The sequence below is a fragment of the Mucilaginibacter sp. UYNi724 genome, assembly GCF_054057495.1.
In genome coordinates this window covers 259582-277596 of record NZ_JBSRZI010000006.1, presented here as the reverse complement: position 1 = coordinate 277596, position 18015 = coordinate 259582, and the positions used below count along the sequence as shown (strand labels likewise).

Sequence of the window (18015 nt, the reverse complement as noted above, 5' to 3'; positions counted from 1 at the left end):
CAATAGGGTTTCCATTTTATTTATTGTTTAATGTTGTAATTCAAAATAGTACATACTGATCTCGCGATCATTAATTCTTCATTGGTTTTGATCACTCTGACCAATACCTTGCTGGCATCGGTTGAAATAACGGCATCACTGTTTTTATTTTTATTTTTATCCAATTCAATCCCTAAAATTGTAGCCCAGTACAAATTCGCCCCCGTATTTCGGGTGCATGTTCGCCAATACCTCCAGAAAATATAAAGGAATCCAAACCACCAAGCACAGCGATAAATGCACCTATCCATTTTATACATTGGTAGCAAAAGAAATCAACGGCCTGTGCGGCACGTTTGTCATCATTTTGAATTTGGAGTAGTTCCTGCATATCTGCCGTGGTGCCCGATATGGCTAATAAACCAGATTCATGATTGACCAGGTGATTAAATTGCGCAGGCGTGAGCTTTTCAAACTTTTGTAAATACCAGGCTACGCCCGGATCAAGGTCGCCGGTACGAGTACTCATCGTTAAGCCTGATGCGGGTGTAAATCCCATGCTGGTATCCACGCTTTTGCCATTCTTTACTGCGGCAAGACTTGCACCGCTGCCTAAATGGGCAATAATGATCTTTCCTTTTGCTTTTTCAGCTCCTTCGGTACGTTTAAATTCTTCAATAAGGTAGGAATAAGATAGACCATGGAATCCATATCGCTTTATTCCCTTATCCCTGTATTTTATCGGGATGGGTATCAATTTGGCAATATCTGGCATTGATGCGTGGAAAGAAGTGTCGAAGCAAGCTACCTGGTGAATATCCGGATAGCGTTTTCTAAATACTTCGATCAACTTGATCTCGACGGGCAAATGTTCAGGATCATAAGGGCTTATGTCCTTTAGTTCTTTCAATAGCCTGTCGGTGATCTTTTCTGGCGCGGTATGTTCCATACCCTGTACTATGCGGTGCCCTATTGCCTTCACCCTTATAAATTCTGTTTTTTCTTCCAGCCAGTTAATCAACCAATTTGAGGCTTCATTGTGGTCAGCGACAGGGATGTTAACCTGATGACTTTGGCTACTTTCTAAATGTATAAAGCTGAGTTTGGCATCACCGCTTCCGATGCCTTCCATTTCGCCGGATAGTAATTGATCAAGCGTATCCTTAATTTCATATAAAGCATATTTTATACTTGATGAACCTCCATTTATGGTAAGGAGGCAGTCTTTAGTAAGCTTTTTCATTAGCACGGAAATAAGGCTTAGTGAGCAAAATGCTGCCGATGTCAAGAAATAAGGTATTGATATGATTTTCTTTTTTCATAGGTATGTCTAATATTAGTTTAGCGCAGCTTAGCTCCAAAGTTATACGCGGCCTGTTGATAAAAATCTGATGATCAATACATTATTTGATGATCTTGGTCATATAAACTTATTCATAACCACTTTTAATAATCGTTTGGATCATTTTGAAACGCCCGTTGGGTTTAATAAAATGAGAAAGATGTGCCGGAAGTATCATACCCTGTCCTGTATTCAAAAGATTGGAAACACCGTCAATAACAAACTCTGCCTCACCCTCAATTATTTGCACAAAAGCATCAAATGGCGAGGTTTTTTCAGTCAACCCCTCGCCGCTATCGAACGACATCATACTAATATTGCCTGTGGATTTTTTGATGATCGTTTTAATCACTACCGCATTGGGCACATATTCGATGATCTCGACAATGATGTGCGACTTAGCCTTTTCAATCTCTGTGCTTTCAGGATTATATTCAATGCGTTTTTTGTCCATGGTCAAGCATATTATAGTGCTTTGTGAAGCACCTATCAAACCCTAATAGTTAAAATCAATAAAACAGGTCAATTGCAGCTCTATTAAGCGTGGTAAAGGTGAGGTTATGTCTTTCAGAAGAGTTACATAACTCACCGAATAAGTTACATTATTCACACTTCCACATTAACTTTCTCGTATTCTCACAACCTATAGCGATATTTAACTTTTCAAAATGAAACATTAAGCTATGTTTCTGCTTCTACTTATGTGATCGGTACAAAACAGTTTTATCAAGTAGCTGAATTCTCTCTTCATTATCTTAGTCAGATAACTATCTAACCGGCTCAAATAATCAACAGGTAATATCATGAAGCTCTACGTTAGGAATATGGTATGCATTCGTTGCAAAATGATTGTCAGGCAAGAGCTTAAAAAACTTTCCCTACATTGTGTTATTGTGGAGTTAGGGGAAATAGAAATACTGGGGAATATTTCTAAGATTCAAATTGATAAACTTAATGCAGCCCTTTTAAAATATGGCTTAGAGTTAATGGATAGCAGAAAAAGCATCCTGATAGAGAAGATTAAAAAAGTAATAGTGGAGCTTATCCATTACACTGATGAGCCGGAAAAGATAAATTTCTCTGATCACTTAAGCGAAAAGTTAAACCATAACTATACCTACCTGGCTAACTTATTTTCAGAAACAGTAGGTATAAACATTGAGCACTATATCATAACCCACAAAATTGAGCGTGTGAAAGAATTGTTAGTTTATGATGAGTTGTCTCTTACAGAGATTTCTTATAAACTACATTATAGCAGCGTAGCGCATTTATCTAATCAATTTAAAAAGATAACCGGTTTAACGCCGTCGCACTTTAAAAAGTTAAAGGTACACAGGTGTAAAGGTATTGTAAATCCAGGATGATTGATATTCAATATCAATTGATGTGCGTATCGTTAAATCCAGTATAATTACTGAAAAATAACATAACTACTTGAATACAAGATTTAAATAAGTTTTTCAAGTACCTCTAATCAAATTGTCTATTCATTAATTGCATGATTATCCAAAAAGTCGTATCTTTATCTTTATAAGATTTGCAATTAATCTGTACTAAAAAAGTGGTGAGTATTTCGGTGAGTAAGAAATTAATCCATTATAAAATATTGAATATCAGCGCTGTATAAGGGTAATACAAATCCCTCCGGCTCCACTAACAATCAAATTTTGTAAAATAGCTGAAGGTAAGTTAACCGTACCCCATGGTCATTTGCAATAGATGCATTCCAAGTCCATTTAGAGTCATGTATCCCACAAATGGTATTTAAAGATTGCCAAAAGCTACTGTAATTGAAAATGTTTGGACGCTTAGTAAGGATTAAACTTTATCTGAGCAACATTTTTAATTTATTTTATGTTTAAAGAAATTTTTCGATGTTTTTAGCCGTAAGCGTTTTTATAATATTCACATAATAAGCATTAACTAAAACAGACAACTTTTTTTAGATGACTCATTGTATAAATTCAGTTTTATTCCAGTTTTGCCTTATATGTTTAAAGCAAAGTAAGATATCATATGGCTATTATAGAACCAACCCGGCGCGATGTTCAGGATCCGTCGAGTATCAAAAAGTATTCTTTCACGCTACGGCTTTGGCACTGGCTAAACTTAATTGCAATAAGCGGCTCGCTAATCACGGTGCTTATTAATGCTACCATAACTGATGACCATGCCACAGCTAATTCAATTAAGACCGAGTTTCAAAAGTCGGGCACAGTTGTAAATGATGATCAAGCGGGGACTGCTGCACATGCCTTGAGCGATAGTGTTTGGGGAATTCATATTTATTTTGGTTACGCGCTGGCGGCTTTACTGGTATTTAGGCTGGTATTGGAGTTTTTCCAGTTAGCAGATCAAAAATTTATCCGAAAAATTAAAAGCGCTTATCATCAATTCAGTACTATTAAAAAGGAAAGAGAAATAGCCACGCACGAATTAACCGTGAAATCGATATATGCGGTATTTTATCTGCTGTTGATAGTAATGGTGGTAACTGGTTTATTCCTCGCTTTCGAAGATGCTTTATCAGCATACAAATCCATTCGCCATTCTGTTAAAGAGGTTCACGGGTTTTGCATGTACCTTATATTGGCATTTATATTAGTACATATTTTTGGCGTGTTATTGGCAGAACGCAAAGACGGTAGTGGAATTGTGTCTGACATGATCAATGGCGGAAAGGACCATAATACTAATTAATGGACGGACAACCACAGATATACAGATCATCAAAGTCGCGGTTAACTACGGCACAACTGGAATACAATAAGGTAAATGACCTGATTGTAGAGTTTATAAACGGACTGGTTGAGCCCAAAGATGCCGAATTTATTTGGTTAGCGTTTTCTAAAAACGGCCATAAAATGAGTATAAGTTCATTTTATGGCCGCCTGAAAAAATTAGTTGAAAGCGGGCTTATTTTAAAGATACATGTTGCCAACAAAAAGTTTCTTTATCAATCTACTCCATGATGAGGGGCATGGTCGCTTGCATCTTTAGATTTTGAAACTGTGCAAATAACGGCAACATGCACCATTGAGCAAAGGATTATTAAACATAAAAGCCGCCTGCTTATCAGCAGGCGGCTTTACTATTGGCAGTAAATTCGATTTACTTGATATCAAACCTATCCAGGTTCATCACCTTATGCCATGCGGCCACAAAGTCCTTAACAAATTTCCCCTGTGCATCAGCGCTTCCGTAAACTTCGGCAACGGCCCGCAACTCGGAGTTTGAACCGAACACCAGATCGGCGCGGGTGGCTGTCCACTTAAACACACCCGTACTTCTGTCGATACCTTCATAAAGTTCCTTGCCCCCCGTTGCCTTCCAGGCGGTACCCATATCCAGCAAGTTCACAAAAAAGTCGTTGGTAAGCTGGCCGGGGCGCGTGGTAAACACACCATGTTTAGACCCATCATAGTTAGTATCTAACACGCGCAAACCACCAACTAAAACCGTTAATTCCGGCGCGGTAAGGGTAAGCAGTTGGGCTTTATCTATCAGCAATTCCTCCGTAGCTATTTCAGCTTTTGAATTGCGGTAATTGCGGAAACCATCTGCAGCAGGCTCTAAATAACCCATTGCCTCTACATCTGTTTGCTCTTGCGAGGCGTCCATACGGCCCGGCGTAAACGGAACGGTAATATCATGCCCGGCATCTTTGGCAGCCTTTTCCACGCCCACCGATCCCGCCAACACGATAAGGTCGGCCAGAGAAACTTTTTGGCCGCTGTTGTTAAACTCTCTTTGGATATTTTCTAACACGCTTAATACCTCCCGCAGCTTTGCAGGGTTATTAACCTGCCAGTACCTTTGCGGGGCCAAACGGATGCGTGCGCCATTTGCGCCACCGCGTTTATCCGACCCGCGGAAGGTTGAAGCCGAAGCCCACGCGGTAGATACCAGCTGAGAAACACTTAGTCCCGAATCTAATATTTTCGCTTTTAAAGCTTCTATATCCTCCGCGCTTATTAAAGCATGGTCTACGGCAGGGATAGGATCTTGCCAAAGCAATTCTTCCTGCGGTACATCCGGGCCAAGATAACGCTCGCGCGGGCCCATATCGCGGTGGGTTAGTTTAAACCATGCACGTGCAAATGCATCAGAAAATGCTTCATGGTCTTCCAAAAAGCGCCTCGATACCTTTTCGTAAGCCGGGTCTACCCTAAGGGCAATATCCGTTGTAAGCATGGTTGGCTTATGCTTTTTAGAATTATCGTAAGCGTCAGGGATAATATCTTCCGCATTTTTTGCAACCCATTGATGCGCGCCGGCAGGGCTTTTGGTAAGCTCCCACTCAAAGCCGAACAGGTTTTCGAAATAGTTATTGCTCCATTGGGTTGGTGTGGTTGTCCAGGTTACTTCCAGGCCGCTGGTAATTGTATCTGCACCTTTGCCAGATCCGTATTGGTTTGCCCAGCCAAAGCCCTGCAACTCTACATCGCTGGCCTCCGGTTCTTTACCTACATGATCTGATGATGCTGCGCCGTGGGTTTTACCAAAGCTGTGGCCACCAGCAATAAGCGCGACGGTTTCTTCATCATTCATGGCCATACGGCCGAAAGTTTCGCGGATATCCCTTGCGGACGCTATTGGGTCGGGGTTTCCATCGGGCCCCTCGGGGTTAACGTATATCAAACCCATGTGTGCAGCACCAAGTGGTTTTTCAAGGTTACGCGTGTGGATATCGCCATTAGCATCCTCATCAGATACCAATACACCGCGCCCCTCTACACCCGGCGAACCATCGGCATAACGTTTATCGTTACCCAACCAGGTTGTTTCGGCACCCCAGTAAACAGATTCATCAGCTTCCCATACATCAGGCCTGCCACCGGCGAAGCCAAAAGTTTTAAAACCCATAGATTCTAAGGCGATGTTACCCGCCAGTATCATCAGATCGGCCCAGGAAATACTGCGTCCATATTTTTGTTTTATAGGCCAAAGCAACCTGCGGGCTTTATCAAGGCTTACGTTATCGGGCCAGCTGTTAAGCGGGGCAAAACGTTGCAGGCCCGCGCCACCGCCGCCACGCCCATCAGTAATACGGTAGGTACCAGCGCTATGCCATGCCATACGGATGAACAAACCGCCGTAATGCCCAAAATCTGCCGGCCACCAGTCCTGCGAATCGGTCATTAACGCGTGCAGGTCTGTTTTCACGGCCTCCAGGTCAAGGCTGTTAAAGGCTTCGGTATAATTAAAATCTTCGCCCATTGGGTCAGACAGGGATGAATTTTGACGCAGGATGCCAAGCTTTAACTGGTTGGGCCACCAATCGCGGTTACGCGTGCCGCCGCCGGCTGCATTTTGTTTCTGACCACCGTTCAGGAACGGGCACTTGCTGATGTCGTTTGAATCGTTTTCCATTTTTAGCGTATTATATAATTGAAAATTGGCTTATACTTATCGATTTTGAAAAGATAGGGATTTAAGATGTGGTTATGTTACCAACTTATATTTTTAACAAAAAGATGACGCGGTAGTTAACTTAAATACATCTTCAGTTTATATCTGTTATTTTTGCATCTGCAAATGGGTAACAACGGCCAACATCATCTCTCCTACTTTTCTGATACTTCTATAAACGGTATCGCCTTACCCCAAAAATTCACTTTCCCGTTTTATTACGTTCCGCACCCGTTAACATTACTTGCTGTGGCAGATCTACAAAAATATCTAAACGAGCAAATCAACCTTAACCATAATTTTGGATTGGATGATGAGCAGGAAGGCCCTGTTATTGGCAAAATGTTTGGCGTTTTGGTAGTGCAAGATGCGGATGGCAGGTTGGGTTATTTATCTGCCTTCTCGGGTAAAATGGCCGGCTCTAACGATCACTCTAAATTTGTACCACCCGTTTTTGATATGCTGATAGAGGATAGTTTCTTCCTGAAGGGACAGGATATCATCAATACCATTAACCAACAGGTAAAGGCAATAGAGTCTGATGAAAATTACATCAACCAAAAACAGGAACATGAGCAGGCCACTACACTATCCCTTGAAGAAATAGCATCATCCAAAAAACAGCTAAAAAAGAATAAGGATCGCCGTAAAAAGCTCCGCGAAGCGCAAAAAGGCATTTTAGACGAGCCAGATTATGAAGCTTTTGAAGCCGACCTAATTAAACAAAGCCTGCGGGACAAGCATGAGTTTAACATACTATCCAACAAATGGGAACAACACCTAACCGAACTAAAATCACGCATTGCACAGTCTGAGGATGAGGCAGAACGTTTAAAAAAAGACCGTAGGGAAAGGTCGTCTGCATTGCAGCAGCAGTTGTTTGAACAATATGTATTCCTCAATATAAATAACAGAGAGAAAAGCCTGCATGAGATATTCGCTGCTACCGTTTTTGGGAAGCCCCCCGCTGCTGCCGGCGAATGTGCCACCCCAAAACTATTACAATACGCATTCAAGCACGGTTACAAACCGCTTGCCATGGCCGAGTTTTGGTGGGGCGCGGCACCAAAATCTGAAATAAGGCAGCATAAGCAATTTTACCCTGCCTGCACGGGTAAATGTAAACCCATTTTGGCACACATGCTGGAGGGGATGGCCGTAGACGATAACCCGCTCCTCGAAAACCCTACCGAAAGCAATGTGATCGATATTATTTACGAGGATGATTACTTTGTTATAGTTAACAAATCTGCCGATTTACGTTCGGTGCCGGGGGTTAATATCCATGATTCGGTTTATAGCAGGTTAAAATCAAGGTTTGATGATATCGAACCACTTATCGTCCACAGGTTGGACATGGGCACGTCGGGGTTGTTGGTAGTAGCCAAAACTAAGGAAGCCCATAAATTTATCCAGGCGCAATTTTCAAAACGCACGGTAACCAAACGCTACACCGCGTTGCTTTCTAAAGTGATCATGGAATCTGAAGGCGAGATCAGCTTGCCCCTGCGGGCGGACTTGCTGAACAGGCCAAGGCAACTGGTTTGTTTTGACGAAGGCAAAAAGGCCGTAACCAAATGGAAAGTGATTCAACGGAACGAGCATACTACTAAAGTCCATTTTTGGCCGCTAACCGGGCGCACCCACCAGTTAAGGATGCATGCGGCACACCTGCAGGGGCTTAACGCCCCTATTGTTGGCGATGATTTGTACGCAACCGGGGCCGGAAGGCTTTACCTACATGCGGCTTACCTGCAATTTGTGCATCCCCTAAGCAAACAAACCATCACTTTTGAAATACCCGAAGATTTTTAGTAAATTTTTGTTTTGCTTACATTTTTAGCAAAATAGAATTATATTTTTGCACCAGTAATGGCAGAGATGAACCCGGTGATGCAGTTGGCTTATGATTATTTAGAAAGCACCAACACGGTTGTTTTTTTAACGGGTAAAGCGGGCACCGGCAAAACCACTTTTCTGCAAAACCTGCGGCAGTCTTCGCAAAAAAAGCTTGCCGTAGTTGCGCCCACAGGCGTAGCTGCCATCAATGCCGGGGGCATGACCATCCACTCGTTTTTTCAATTAGGCTTTGGGCCGATAATCCCATCGGGAACAGAAAGACCCGAAGTGCATTTCAACACCGAGAAGAAAGAATTGCTTGCCAACCTGGAATTGCTGGTTATTGACGAGGTGAGTATGGTGCGCCCCGATGTGCTTGACCAGATAGACTTGATACTACGCAATATAAAAGGCTCGTCGTATCCTTTTGGTGGTGTGCAGTTATTGCTTATTGGCGATCTTTCACAGCTTAGCCCCATCATTAAAGATGATGAATGGGGCATATTACGGCCTTATTATAATACACCTTACTTTTTCAGCAGCAGGGTGATGCAAAAAGCGCCTTATGTACGTATAGAGCTTAACCACGTGTTCAGGCAAAAAGAGCAGGCCTTTGTTGATATTTTGAATGAGGTGCGCAACAATACCATCAGCCCTGCAAGCCTGCAAACGTTAAACGACAGGCATGTACCCGGCTTTAAACCTACAGTTGATGAGCCGTATATTACACTCACCACCCACAACAGCATAGCACAAAAAATTAATTACGAATACCTGGAGGCGCTTAACGCCCGAGAGGTGGAATATACCGCTACCGTTAGCGGCGATTTCCCGAGGGATGCCTACCCTACCGACATCAGCCTGAAATTGAAAATTGGCTCGCAGGTGATGTTTGTGAAGAATGATAGCTCGGCGGAGAAGTTATATTATAATGGTAAAATAGGCACTGTTACCGCGCTGGATGAAAGCACGGTTTACGTACAATGCGGCAGCGATGGCAAGGAAATAGCAGTAGAAGCGCTGGAGTGGACCAATATAAATTACCAGATGGAGGGCGACGAGATCAACGAAACCAATTCGGGCAGTTTCGCGCAGATCCCGCTTAAACTGGCCTGGTCTATCACCATTCATAAAAGCCAGGGGCTTAGTTTTGATAAGGCCATTATAGATGTATCTGAATCTTTTGCGCACGGGCAGGCATACGTTGCTTTAAGCCGTTGCCGCAGCCTTGCAGGCATGGTTTTACGTAACCCCATCGCGGCACGCAATATTATTGGCGACCCGGCAGTTACGCGTTTTAACGAGCACTCGGCACAGGTAGCACCCGACGAAAAACGGCTTGAGCACGACAGGCACCTGTATCAGCAATACTTATTAAGCGAACTATTTAACTTTGGCCCGCTGCAAACCAAGCTTAAAGAATTTACCAGTTTACTGCCCAACCTGGAAACGGATATTATTGCCGTAGCAGAAAAATTCAACCGGCAACTAAAAATTGAGCGCAGCCAGCAGGCATCAGCCTATTTTTTGGAGAAACTAACCGGGGCTATAGAAATACTGCACCAAAACCTGCCTTTCCTGATAGATAAATCAAAAGAAAAAGCCGCCAAAGCCGACCAACTTATTATATGGCTGATGAACCGCATACAGCTATTACAATATTTTACGGCAAATCCTTTTAAAACCACCATTTATTTAGAGCAGCTAAAAAACAAAGTAACCACTCACGACCGCGGCTATCTTAAAGCACTGAACGCCCTGCCTAACGAAGAGCTTTACAATCAGCTACTCGCCTGGCGCGAAAAAGCGGCAACCCGTCAGAAAATAATGCCAGGGATGGTGTTTACCGAGAAAACGCTGGCTGCTATTGCAGAAAAACTGCCGGCAACTTTAAAAAACTTCAGCGGCATTAAAGGCGTAGGCCCTCAAAAGGCAAATCAATACGGGGCAGATATTATTACACTTATCCGCATATATCAGCAAGGGCCGGATAACGACCAGGCAAGTTTGTTTTAATTATAATCTATCCTATCAAAGTATTTGATTTCAAATTCTCTATATTCGGATAGATGAAATCAGGGGCATTTAAAATAGCGGCTATTTATGTGATTGTTGGCGTGCTATGGATTATGCTGAGCGACAAGCTATTATTTGCCATGCAAAACCACGTCGACCTGGAGTTTGTATTATTTATAGGCAGCATTAAAGGCGTTGGGTATGTATTGCTAACCGGTTTGCTGCTATATCAACTGATAAAACTACACACCCGCCGCATATCTGAAAGCGAATTACGCTATCGCAGCTATTTTGACGATAACCCCAACCCAATGTGGATCATTGACCTGCGCACGTTTGCTTTTACCGCGGTTAACGAGGCTGCAATTTCTTTTTACGGTTACAGCCGGGAGGAGTTTTTCAAGATGAATGTGCTGGATCTTTGTTTACCCGAAGACCTTGCCGCTGTGCATACCGCGGCACGCGAATTACAACCCGGCATGAATGATAGCGGCGTTTGGCGCCATCATAAAAAAAACGGCAACATCATAAACGTCGCCATTACAGCACACCTGTTACGCAGCCAGAAAAGCGGCAACATTATGGCGATGGTAAAAGAAGTTGCCCCCTAACCCTGGTTGACCTTAAAGAAGTTTTCTGTAGATGCAACCAAAGTAGGGTTAACCATTACCGGTTCCGCTTCCAGCCCGCTTGCCCAAAGTTCTTCATCAAATTTCTTGAAGGATGCCCGGGAAAGTAAAACGTCGTGCGCTGCATCATCCACAAACTGGTCAAAATGCATAAAGGTTTTACCATCTGGAAGCAACCAGCACCCGCATTGTATACCGGGATGTTTCAATTGTTTCAAGTCTTTTATAATTTCGGCTATGTTAGCTTGGTTAATCGGCGCAAATGCCGCGGTGGTGGTGTACTGTACCCTGTTTACTCTCATAATTATTTATTATTGATGAGTAAAGATACCCGCCACCATTCAATAATAAAATGTGTAATTGGGACAGATTGCAGGGTGAATTGCGACAAAAAAAAGCCCCGCTTATGCTCGCAAGGCATTTGATATGTTAATTTAGCTATCCTATTCCCCACCCGCCATCATATCTACCATAAATTTTAGAGCGCCTTCCGAGTGCAGGGCTTCGGTGTTTTGCAGGGTAAAGTATGCTGTTTCTGATGCGCGTTTCAACATTTCGGTTTCATATGATCTTATAGCTAATAGTGTGTCAGGATAATTTTCGTTCAACAAATGCCGGCTCAATTCCAAGGCATCCAGCATAGCCATATTTACGCCCTCGCCGGCATAGGGTGGCATAAGGTGGGCGGCATCGCCAAGCATAGTGAGGTTTGGTTTTGGTTCCCAGGTTTGGTCTAAGGGCATGCAATATTGCGGGCGGGGAATAAAGTTGCCGCTGGTGTTCTCAAAAAGCTCGTCCCAGGCATCGCCCCATCCTATATATTCCTGTTTGAACCAGGCAAGCACTTGTGCTTTATCGCTAAAGTTTATCCCGCAGTCACGAGCCCAGTTCTCTTCGGTTTTAAAGCCGGGGTAAAACACCAGGCTCCCATCCCCTTTCGAGCTCACGATCAAACTTTTGGTATCGCCGAAGGCAAATATTTTACCGCCGTTAAGCAGGGTGTGCATATTGGGGATTGTTTTAGCTGAGCTATATACCGATGCTTCGATGGCAGTCATCCCTGCAAAAAATGGCTTTATATCGGTTAGGTATTGGCGCAGTTTTGAGTTGGCCCCGTCTGCCGCAATTACGATGTCTGCGGTTTCTATAATGCCATTTTTAAAGGCTATGGTCCAGCCTTCGCCTTTGGGTGTAAGGGTGTCAAACTGCCTGCCCCATACCACGGTGCCGGGCTTTAATGAATCAAGCAGGATCTTTTGCAGCGGGCCGCGGTCTATCTCGGGTCGCCAATGCTCATCGTTCCGCTCGGTGTTATCTTCCAGCCAAATCTTGGCATGCTTATCTACAATTCTTAACCTATCGGCACCGGGGCGGTAATTCGCCATAAAGGCATCCCACAAACCGGCCGCACGGATGGCGGCCAATCCAGATTCGTCATGCAGATCGAGCGTGGCACCTTTCGGGCGGGCATCCTTATTAGCATCGCGTTCGTAGACTCTTACATTCGCGCCGTTCATTTGTAAAAGCCTGGCAAGCGTTAAGCCGCCCGGGCCTGCGCCTACAACGGCTATATTTTTTGATTTGATGTTATTCATTTTTAAACAGGGAGTTAATTATGCACCCTGTTTGGGTAGACGGACCATCACCGTTTATCTTTTAAAATATTTTTATTTAAACCACAAAAGCCGCCAAACTTACGTTTGGCGGCTTTTAGATTGTATGTTGACTGAATTATTTAGTGGGTGCTAACACGGCGTTTAGGCCGTTCACCACACCGTTGGCGCCAACAAGGTCATATAAAATAACCTGCGAAGTATTACCTGCGGCGTTTGAAAGCTGCAATTTTTTATCGGCAGTAACCGAAAGTGTAAGCGTTTGTCCGTCGATAGTTGTCAACGTAGCCTTGCCTTTACCGGCATTTAATGCTTTGATGATATCAGCTTTAGCATATTTACCGGTCACTACGTGGCCTTTAAGCACGGTGGCTAATTTTGCAGGATCTTTTACCAGGCTATCCAATTTTGCAGGTGGTAGCGCGCTGAACGCGGCATTGTTTGGGGCGAAAATTGTATATGGGCCACCTGTTTTAAGGGTTGCCTCAAGGCCTGCCGCCTTTACATCGGCAAGGGCAGTAGAGTAATCTGCATTGCTGGCTAATGCGCCAACTACATCGGTTGCGCCATCTGCAACTGCAGGTGTGGTGGCGGTAGCTGTAGTGGTAGTTTTTTTGGTAGTATCTTGTACTTGTGCAAATGCACGGCCGGTGGTTAAACTTAAAACGACTAACGCGCCAACCATTAAAGTGGATCTTTTCATGTTACTGATGTTTGTAATTGAATTAATTGATTTGGTTAAAGTGTAGTTGTTTTTATCTATATAGCGCAGTTTATTTTAAGTGGGTAACTGCCATTTATAACGCCAAAAAAATCAAATTTGTTTAACAGGCGCATAAAAAATAAATGCTAATGCCGTGCCATCAGTCACAAGATAGTGTAAATCAATTAGTTGAAAACTTATAATTTCAGACTAAAATTATAAGCTTTCCGGTGATTCTAACGCCGAAGTGGCAATAACGTCCATCATTTAATTTGCAACAAAGTATTATGATTTGTTGCGAGACATCCGCATTTATAATCCGTCCGGTTGGAAATCTAATGAAACGGAATTCATGCAAAACCTTTTGTAAGTTGGTGCGGGGCCGTCATCAAATATATGCCCGAGGTGCGAGCTGCAACGTGCGCAGATAACCTCGGTGCGCTCCATCCCTACTGAATTGTCCTGCTTGTAAATTACGCTGTTCTTACGTACAGGCTCGTAAAAACTTGGCCAGCCGCAATCGCTTGCAAACTTAGCATCAGAACGGAAGAGTTTGTTACCGCAAACCGCACAGTAGTAAATCCCTTTGGCACTTTTGTTCCAGAACTGGCCGGTAAAAGGGCGCTCGGTAGCTTGCTCGCGGGCAGTCGCGTACAATGTAGGCGGCAAAATCTTTTTCCACTGGGCGTCCGTAACCTTTAAAGGAGTGGTATCGGTGTTGGAATAAAACGGGTTGTTCTCGTGGCCTTTATTACTCTTTAAGTGCTGCGCGAATGTAGCGCAGTTAAAGGTTAGTAATAATACAGCGGTGATATATATCGCTTTCATTTTTAGCTTTTCAGTTTATTTTTAAATACTTTTCTAAACTTATCCAGTTCGGGTTGTATCACATATTTGCAATACGGGTTGCTTCCTTTATTCTGGTTAAAATAATCCTGGTGATAATCTTCGGCTTTATAGAAAATCTTGTAGGATGTTACCTGGGTAACAATATTGCTTTTGTAGGCTTTCTCGGTATTTAGCTTACCAATGTAATAATCGGCCTTTTGTTTTTGGGCGGCGTTATGGTAAAATATAGCAGAGCGGTACTGCGTACCTACATCGTTCCCCTGGCGGTTTAGCTGGGTTGGGTCGTGCGCAACAAAAAACGCGGCCAGTAATTCGTCATACGTGATTACTTTAGGGTCGTACACAATATTACAGGCTTCGGCGTGGCCTGTTGTGCCTGTGCAAACTTGCTTGTAAGTTGGATTGGCAACATTGCCCCCGCTAAAACCCGATACAACTTTTTTAACTCCCTTCAATTGCTGAAACTTCGCTTCAGTACACCAAAAGCAGCCTGTGGCAAATGTGGCGGTGTCTAATTTAATTTTATTGACTAAAGCCTTTTTAGGCGTACCCGCCAGGGCGCTGACACCTATTAATAACAATAATGCGATTTGAATGCTTATCCTCTTCATATAATTTTAAGATGTACACGTTTAAACGTGCTGGCTAACTAACGTAAATATGGTTTTAAGTATTACCCATTCGTCGTAAAACAGTATACAAACTTACGTGTTGTAATTATTGTGATGTGCACATGACAAACGTTGTTATTCTTACATACGTGGATAACAAATCATTGTCATTTTACGTATTAATAGGTAGCAAATTATAAGTAAAGCATATCAATTAATAAATTAATGCCATTTAATGAATAATTAATGGTACATTTGTCACTATTTAAATCAATATAATGCAACAAGGAACAGTAAAATTTTTTAACGAAGAAAAGGGTTTTGGATTCATCACCCCAAGTAACGGTGGCAAAGAAGTGTTTGTTCACTCATCAGGTTTAGTTGATCGCATCCGCGAGAACGATACTGTACAGTATGAAGTAGAAGAAGGCAAAAAAGGCCCTAACGCGGTAAAAGTTAAAGTAGCTTAATACACTATATTAATAATCGTGAAGCATCCGTTAACCATACGGATGCTTTTTATTTTTTTCATGGGCCCTTTTAAAACGCCCGTACCCCCCGCTCTTTAAAGTTTTTTTATTAATTTAATTGCCGGCAAAAGGTGGCCGCATTATTCCCATTAAATGAGACAACTTAAGATAAGTCAATCTATTACCAACCGCGAAACCCAATCGCTGGATAAATACTTAACAGAGATTGGTAAAGTAGACCTCATTAGCGCACAGGAAGAAGTTATCCTGGCACAAAAAATACGCGAAGGCGACCAGGCCGCATTAGAGCGACTTACAAAAGCCAACCTTCGTTTCGTAGTATCAGTAGCAAAACAATATCAAAACCAAGGCATTACCCTTGGAGACCTTATTAACGAAGGTAACCTGGGCCTAATTAAAGCCGCCCGCCGTTTTGACGAAACCAAAGGTTTCAAATTTATATCATACGCCGTTTGGTGGATCCGCCAATCTATTATCTCTGCTATATCAGACCAATCACGTTCGGTACGTTTACCGTTGAACCAGATAGGTACATTGAGCAAGATCCGCAAAACACAATCAACGCTTGAACAACAGTTAGAGCGCGAAGCAACGCCCGAAGAACTGGCCGAATGCCTGGAAACTACAGTGGAAAAGATCGCCGACTCGTTACGTAACTCGGGCCGCCAGGTATCTATGGATGCCCCTTTTCAACAAGGTGAAGAAGGTACATTACTTGATGTAATGCACAATGATGACCCAACTACCGACAGTGGTTTGATCCACGATTCGTTAGCGACCGAACTTGGCCGTTCCCTATCTAAATTAGGTGAGCGCGACCGCGAAGTGCTAATGTTATTTTACGGCCTGGGCGATAATCATACCCACACCTTAGAAGAAATAGGCGAAAAATTTGTTCTTACCCGCGAACGTGTTCGCCAGATAAAGGATAAAGCCTTACAACGTATAAAACAATCATCGCGCAGCGGTGCGCTGCAATCTTATTTGTAGTATTACCATCCGCATAGATACAAAAGCCGCTTTTAAGACACTTAAAAGCGGCTTTTTTTCGCCCCAAAAGCTCCCCGAGCAGCCATCATCAATACATTGTAAAATTAGGCTGACTTAGTAGTGTACTATGTACACTTTGCTTAAATTTGCATCGTCATTTATAACGGTGACAAACAAAAAAATACAGAAATGAGCGATCTTTCTAACCCTTCGGTTTTTACAGGCCATGAGCCTGTAACGCCTAAAAAAATTGTGGTTATTGGGGGAGGGTTTGCCGGTGTAAACTTCGCGCAAAACGTGGCAAAAAACAAAAGCTACCAGGTTACGCTGGTAGATAAAAACAACTTCAATTACTTCCCTCCGTTGTTGTACCAGGTATCAACCAGTTTCTTGGAACCATCAAGCATCAGTTACCCTTTCCGTAAACTGTTCCGTAAGGATAACATCCGTTTCCGCCTGGGCGAGCCTGTAAAAGTTGACCCGGTTACGCAAACCGTTTATTTAAAAGACGGCGAACTGGACTACGATTACCTGGTGTTTGCAAGCGGCGCCAAAACCAACTTTTTTGGCAATGCCAACATTGAGGCAAATGCCATCCCGATGAAAAGCATTGACGATGGCCTGCGCATGCGTAATGCCCTGTTGCAAACGCTTGAACGCGCTACTATCACCAAAGACCCTGCCGAACGAAAAAAACTGCTGACCATTGTAGTAGCAGGCGGCGGCCCAACCGGCGTGGAAGTATCGGGCATGTTGGCCGAAATGAAGAACTACGTATTTAAAAAAGATTATCCGGAATTGATCAATCAGCCCGGTGCTATATACATTATTGACGGCAGCCCTAACCTGTTAGGCGCCATGAGCGACAAAACCCACAAAGAGGCGTACAAAGTACTTACCAGCCTTGGCGTAAAAGTGAAGCTAAACCTGCACGTTAACGATTATGTAGATGGTAAAATCATGCTATCTAACGGTGAGGTGATAGAATCGAGCACATTGATATGGGCGGCGGGTATCACTGCCAACACTTTTGATGGCATCCCCGTATCCAGCCTTGGCGCAGGCCGCAGGATGATGACCGACGAGCACAACAAGGTACATGGATTAGAAAACATATATTCTATTGGTGATGCCAGCATCCAGACAACCGATGCAGCTTATCCTAAAGGCCACCCGCAAATAGCACAGGTTGCCATACAGCAAGGCAAAACCTTGGCGGCAAACTTTATTGCTATGGCTAAAGGCCAGCCTTTAAAACCATTCAAATATTTCGATAAAGGTGACATGGCTATCATAGGCCGCAACAGCGCGGTGGTGGATCTCTTTAAGCACAAAGTTCACTTCCGTGGCATAATCGCGTTGTTTATGTGGCTGTTCATCCACCTAATATCGTTGGTGAATTACCGTAACAAACTGCGCACGCTTTATAATTGGGCGGTTGCCTATTTAAGCCGCGATCAGTCGTTTAGGATGATATTTAAGTCGGGCGTGTAATAAGCTTGACGACACCATTGAAAGCATCAATGGTGTTACAGCCT

The 18015-nt window shown here is 43.2% G+C and carries 16 protein-coding genes and 1 pseudogene; 9 read left to right on the top strand and 8 right to left on the bottom strand.

Features of this window, described 5'->3' with window-relative positions:
• Positions 1-20 precede the first annotated feature (20 nt).
• A pseudogene (locus ACVW0P_RS11570) lies at positions 21-1222 on the bottom strand (acetate/propionate family kinase).
• Positions 1223-1409: 187 nt separating this feature from the next.
• A complete protein-coding gene (locus tag ACVW0P_RS11565; protein ID WP_457132230.1) occupies positions 1410-1775 on the bottom strand; it encodes a cupin domain-containing protein in 366 nt (121 codons plus the stop codon).
• Between the two features lie 349 nt (positions 1776-2124).
• Between ACVW0P_RS11565 and ACVW0P_RS11560 the strand changes: the two genes are divergently transcribed.
• The 3 genes from ACVW0P_RS11560 to ACVW0P_RS11550 all read left to right on the top strand — a co-directional run bounded on the left by ACVW0P_RS11560 (position 2125) and on the right by ACVW0P_RS11550 (position 4296).
• Complete coding sequence (locus ACVW0P_RS11560) at positions 2125-2688, top strand: helix-turn-helix domain-containing protein (protein WP_429380091.1); 564 nt, start codon at positions 2125-2127, stop codon at positions 2686-2688.
• A gap of 652 nt (positions 2689-3340) precedes the next feature.
• The gene (locus ACVW0P_RS11555) at positions 3341-4024 is read left to right on the top strand and encodes a cytochrome b/b6 domain-containing protein (RefSeq protein WP_457132229.1); all 684 of its coding nucleotides are present in this window, start codon (positions 3341-3343) and stop codon (positions 4022-4024) included.
• A complete protein-coding gene (locus tag ACVW0P_RS11550; protein ID WP_457132228.1) occupies positions 4024-4296 on the top strand; it encodes a hypothetical protein in 273 nt (90 codons plus the stop codon). The genes ACVW0P_RS11555 and ACVW0P_RS11550 overlap by 1 nt, the downstream gene beginning before the upstream one ends.
• Before the next feature lie 139 nt (positions 4297-4435).
• Here the strand turns inward: ACVW0P_RS11550 and katG are convergent, their stop codons facing one another.
• Positions 4436-6697 (bottom strand): catalase/peroxidase HPI, encoded by a 2262-nt coding sequence (katG, locus tag ACVW0P_RS11545; protein WP_457132227.1) that lies wholly within the window; start codon positions 6695-6697, stop codon positions 4436-4438.
• A 165-nt stretch (positions 6698-6862) separates the two neighbouring features.
• Here katG and ACVW0P_RS11540 point away from each other — a divergent pair, with 165 nt between their 5' ends.
• The 3 genes from ACVW0P_RS11540 to ACVW0P_RS11530 are packed head-to-tail and all read left to right on the top strand — an operon-like array spanning position 6863 to position 11202.
• On the top strand, positions 6863-8551 hold the full coding sequence (locus tag ACVW0P_RS11540) for a pseudouridine synthase (RefSeq protein WP_457132226.1): 1689 nt from the start codon (positions 6863-6865) through the stop codon (positions 8549-8551).
• 57 nt (positions 8552-8608) lie between these two features.
• Positions 8609-10591, top strand: coding sequence for an HRDC domain-containing protein (locus ACVW0P_RS11535; protein WP_457132225.1), 1983 nt, complete (start codon positions 8609-8611; stop codon positions 10589-10591).
• Positions 10592-10644: 53 nt separating this feature from the next.
• Complete coding sequence (locus tag ACVW0P_RS11530) at positions 10645-11202, top strand: PAS domain S-box protein (RefSeq protein ID WP_457132224.1); 558 nt, start codon at positions 10645-10647, stop codon at positions 11200-11202.
• Here the strand turns inward: ACVW0P_RS11530 and ACVW0P_RS11525 are convergent.
• The 5 genes from ACVW0P_RS11525 to msrA all read right to left on the bottom strand — a co-directional run bounded on the left by ACVW0P_RS11525 (position 11199) and on the right by msrA (position 14996).
• Positions 11199-11522, bottom strand: a complete 324-nt coding sequence (locus tag ACVW0P_RS11525) for a hypothetical protein (protein WP_457132223.1) — start codon at positions 11520-11522, stop codon at positions 11199-11201. The genes ACVW0P_RS11530 and ACVW0P_RS11525 overlap by 4 nt on opposite strands.
• A 141-nt stretch (positions 11523-11663) precedes the next feature.
• Positions 11664-12815 (bottom strand): FAD-dependent oxidoreductase, encoded by a 1152-nt coding sequence (locus tag ACVW0P_RS11520; RefSeq protein ID WP_457132222.1) that lies wholly within the window; start codon positions 12813-12815, stop codon positions 11664-11666.
• 136 nt (positions 12816-12951) lie between these two features.
• Positions 12952-13536, bottom strand: a complete 585-nt coding sequence (locus ACVW0P_RS11515) for a fasciclin domain-containing protein (protein WP_457132221.1) — start codon at positions 13534-13536, stop codon at positions 12952-12954.
• 312 nt (positions 13537-13848) lie between these two features.
• Positions 13849-14364 (bottom strand): peptide-methionine (R)-S-oxide reductase MsrB, encoded by a 516-nt coding sequence (msrB, locus tag ACVW0P_RS11510; RefSeq protein ID WP_457132220.1) that lies wholly within the window; start codon positions 14362-14364, stop codon positions 13849-13851.
• 2 nt (positions 14365-14366) lie between these two features.
• Complete coding sequence (gene msrA / locus ACVW0P_RS11505; RefSeq protein WP_457132219.1) at positions 14367-14996, bottom strand: peptide-methionine (S)-S-oxide reductase MsrA; 630 nt, start codon at positions 14994-14996, stop codon at positions 14367-14369.
• 278 nt (positions 14997-15274) lie between these two features.
• Between msrA and ACVW0P_RS11500 the strand changes: the two genes are divergently transcribed.
• The 3 genes from ACVW0P_RS11500 (at position 15275) to ACVW0P_RS11490 (ending at position 17971) form a co-directional block, all read left to right on the top strand.
• On the top strand, positions 15275-15466 hold the full coding sequence (locus tag ACVW0P_RS11500) for a cold-shock protein (protein ID WP_129875592.1): 192 nt from the start codon (positions 15275-15277) through the stop codon (positions 15464-15466).
• 153 nt (positions 15467-15619) lie between these two features.
• Positions 15620-16477: a sigma-70 family RNA polymerase sigma factor gene (locus ACVW0P_RS11495; RefSeq protein WP_354431732.1), complete on the top strand. Its 858-nt coding sequence runs from the start codon at positions 15620-15622 to the stop codon at positions 16475-16477.
• Between the two features lie 189 nt (positions 16478-16666).
• Entirely contained in the window at positions 16667-17971 is a 1305-nt protein-coding gene (locus ACVW0P_RS11490) for an NAD(P)/FAD-dependent oxidoreductase (protein ID WP_457132218.1), read from the top strand.
• The last annotated feature ends 44 nt before the right edge of the window (positions 17972-18015 follow it).

What these genes read in the sequence shown, in the direction of transcription:
- ACVW0P_RS11525 (WP_457132223.1), bottom strand. Translation starts at nt 11,522, where the DNA reads ATGAGAGTAAACAGGGTACAGTACACCACCACCGCGGCATTTGCGCCG.
- msrA (WP_457132219.1), bottom strand. Translation starts at nt 14,996, where the DNA reads ATGAAGAGGATAAGCATTCAAATCGCATTATTGTTATTAATAGGTGTC.
- ACVW0P_RS11540 (WP_457132226.1), top strand. Translation starts at nt 6,863, where the DNA reads ATGGGTAACAACGGCCAACATCATCTCTCCTACTTTTCTGATACTTCT.
- ACVW0P_RS11560 (WP_429380091.1), top strand. Translation starts at nt 2,125, where the DNA reads ATGAAGCTCTACGTTAGGAATATGGTATGCATTCGTTGCAAAATGATT.
- ACVW0P_RS11520 (WP_457132222.1), bottom strand. Translation starts at nt 12,815, where the DNA reads ATGAATAACATCAAATCAAAAAATATAGCCGTTGTAGGCGCAGGCCCG.
- msrB (WP_457132220.1), bottom strand. Translation starts at nt 14,364, where the DNA reads ATGAAAGCGATATATATCACCGCTGTATTATTACTAACCTTTAACTGC.
- ACVW0P_RS11565 (WP_457132230.1), bottom strand. Translation starts at nt 1,775, where the DNA reads ATGGACAAAAAACGCATTGAATATAATCCTGAAAGCACAGAGATTGAA.
- ACVW0P_RS11495 (WP_354431732.1), top strand. Translation starts at nt 15,620, where the DNA reads ATGAGACAACTTAAGATAAGTCAATCTATTACCAACCGCGAAACCCAA.
- ACVW0P_RS11535 (WP_457132225.1), top strand. Translation starts at nt 8,609, where the DNA reads ATGGCAGAGATGAACCCGGTGATGCAGTTGGCTTATGATTATTTAGAA.
- katG (WP_457132227.1), bottom strand. Translation starts at nt 6,697, where the DNA reads ATGGAAAACGATTCAAACGACATCAGCAAGTGCCCGTTCCTGAACGGT.
- ACVW0P_RS11500 (WP_129875592.1), top strand. Translation starts at nt 15,275, where the DNA reads ATGCAACAAGGAACAGTAAAATTTTTTAACGAAGAAAAGGGTTTTGGA.
- ACVW0P_RS11555 (WP_457132229.1), top strand. Translation starts at nt 3,341, where the DNA reads ATGGCTATTATAGAACCAACCCGGCGCGATGTTCAGGATCCGTCGAGT.
- ACVW0P_RS11550 (WP_457132228.1), top strand. Translation starts at nt 4,024, where the DNA reads ATGGACGGACAACCACAGATATACAGATCATCAAAGTCGCGGTTAACT.
- ACVW0P_RS11490 (WP_457132218.1), top strand. Translation starts at nt 16,667, where the DNA reads ATGAGCGATCTTTCTAACCCTTCGGTTTTTACAGGCCATGAGCCTGTA.
- ACVW0P_RS11530 (WP_457132224.1), top strand. Translation starts at nt 10,645, where the DNA reads ATGAAATCAGGGGCATTTAAAATAGCGGCTATTTATGTGATTGTTGGC.
- ACVW0P_RS11515 (WP_457132221.1), bottom strand. Translation starts at nt 13,536, where the DNA reads ATGAAAAGATCCACTTTAATGGTTGGCGCGTTAGTCGTTTTAAGTTTA.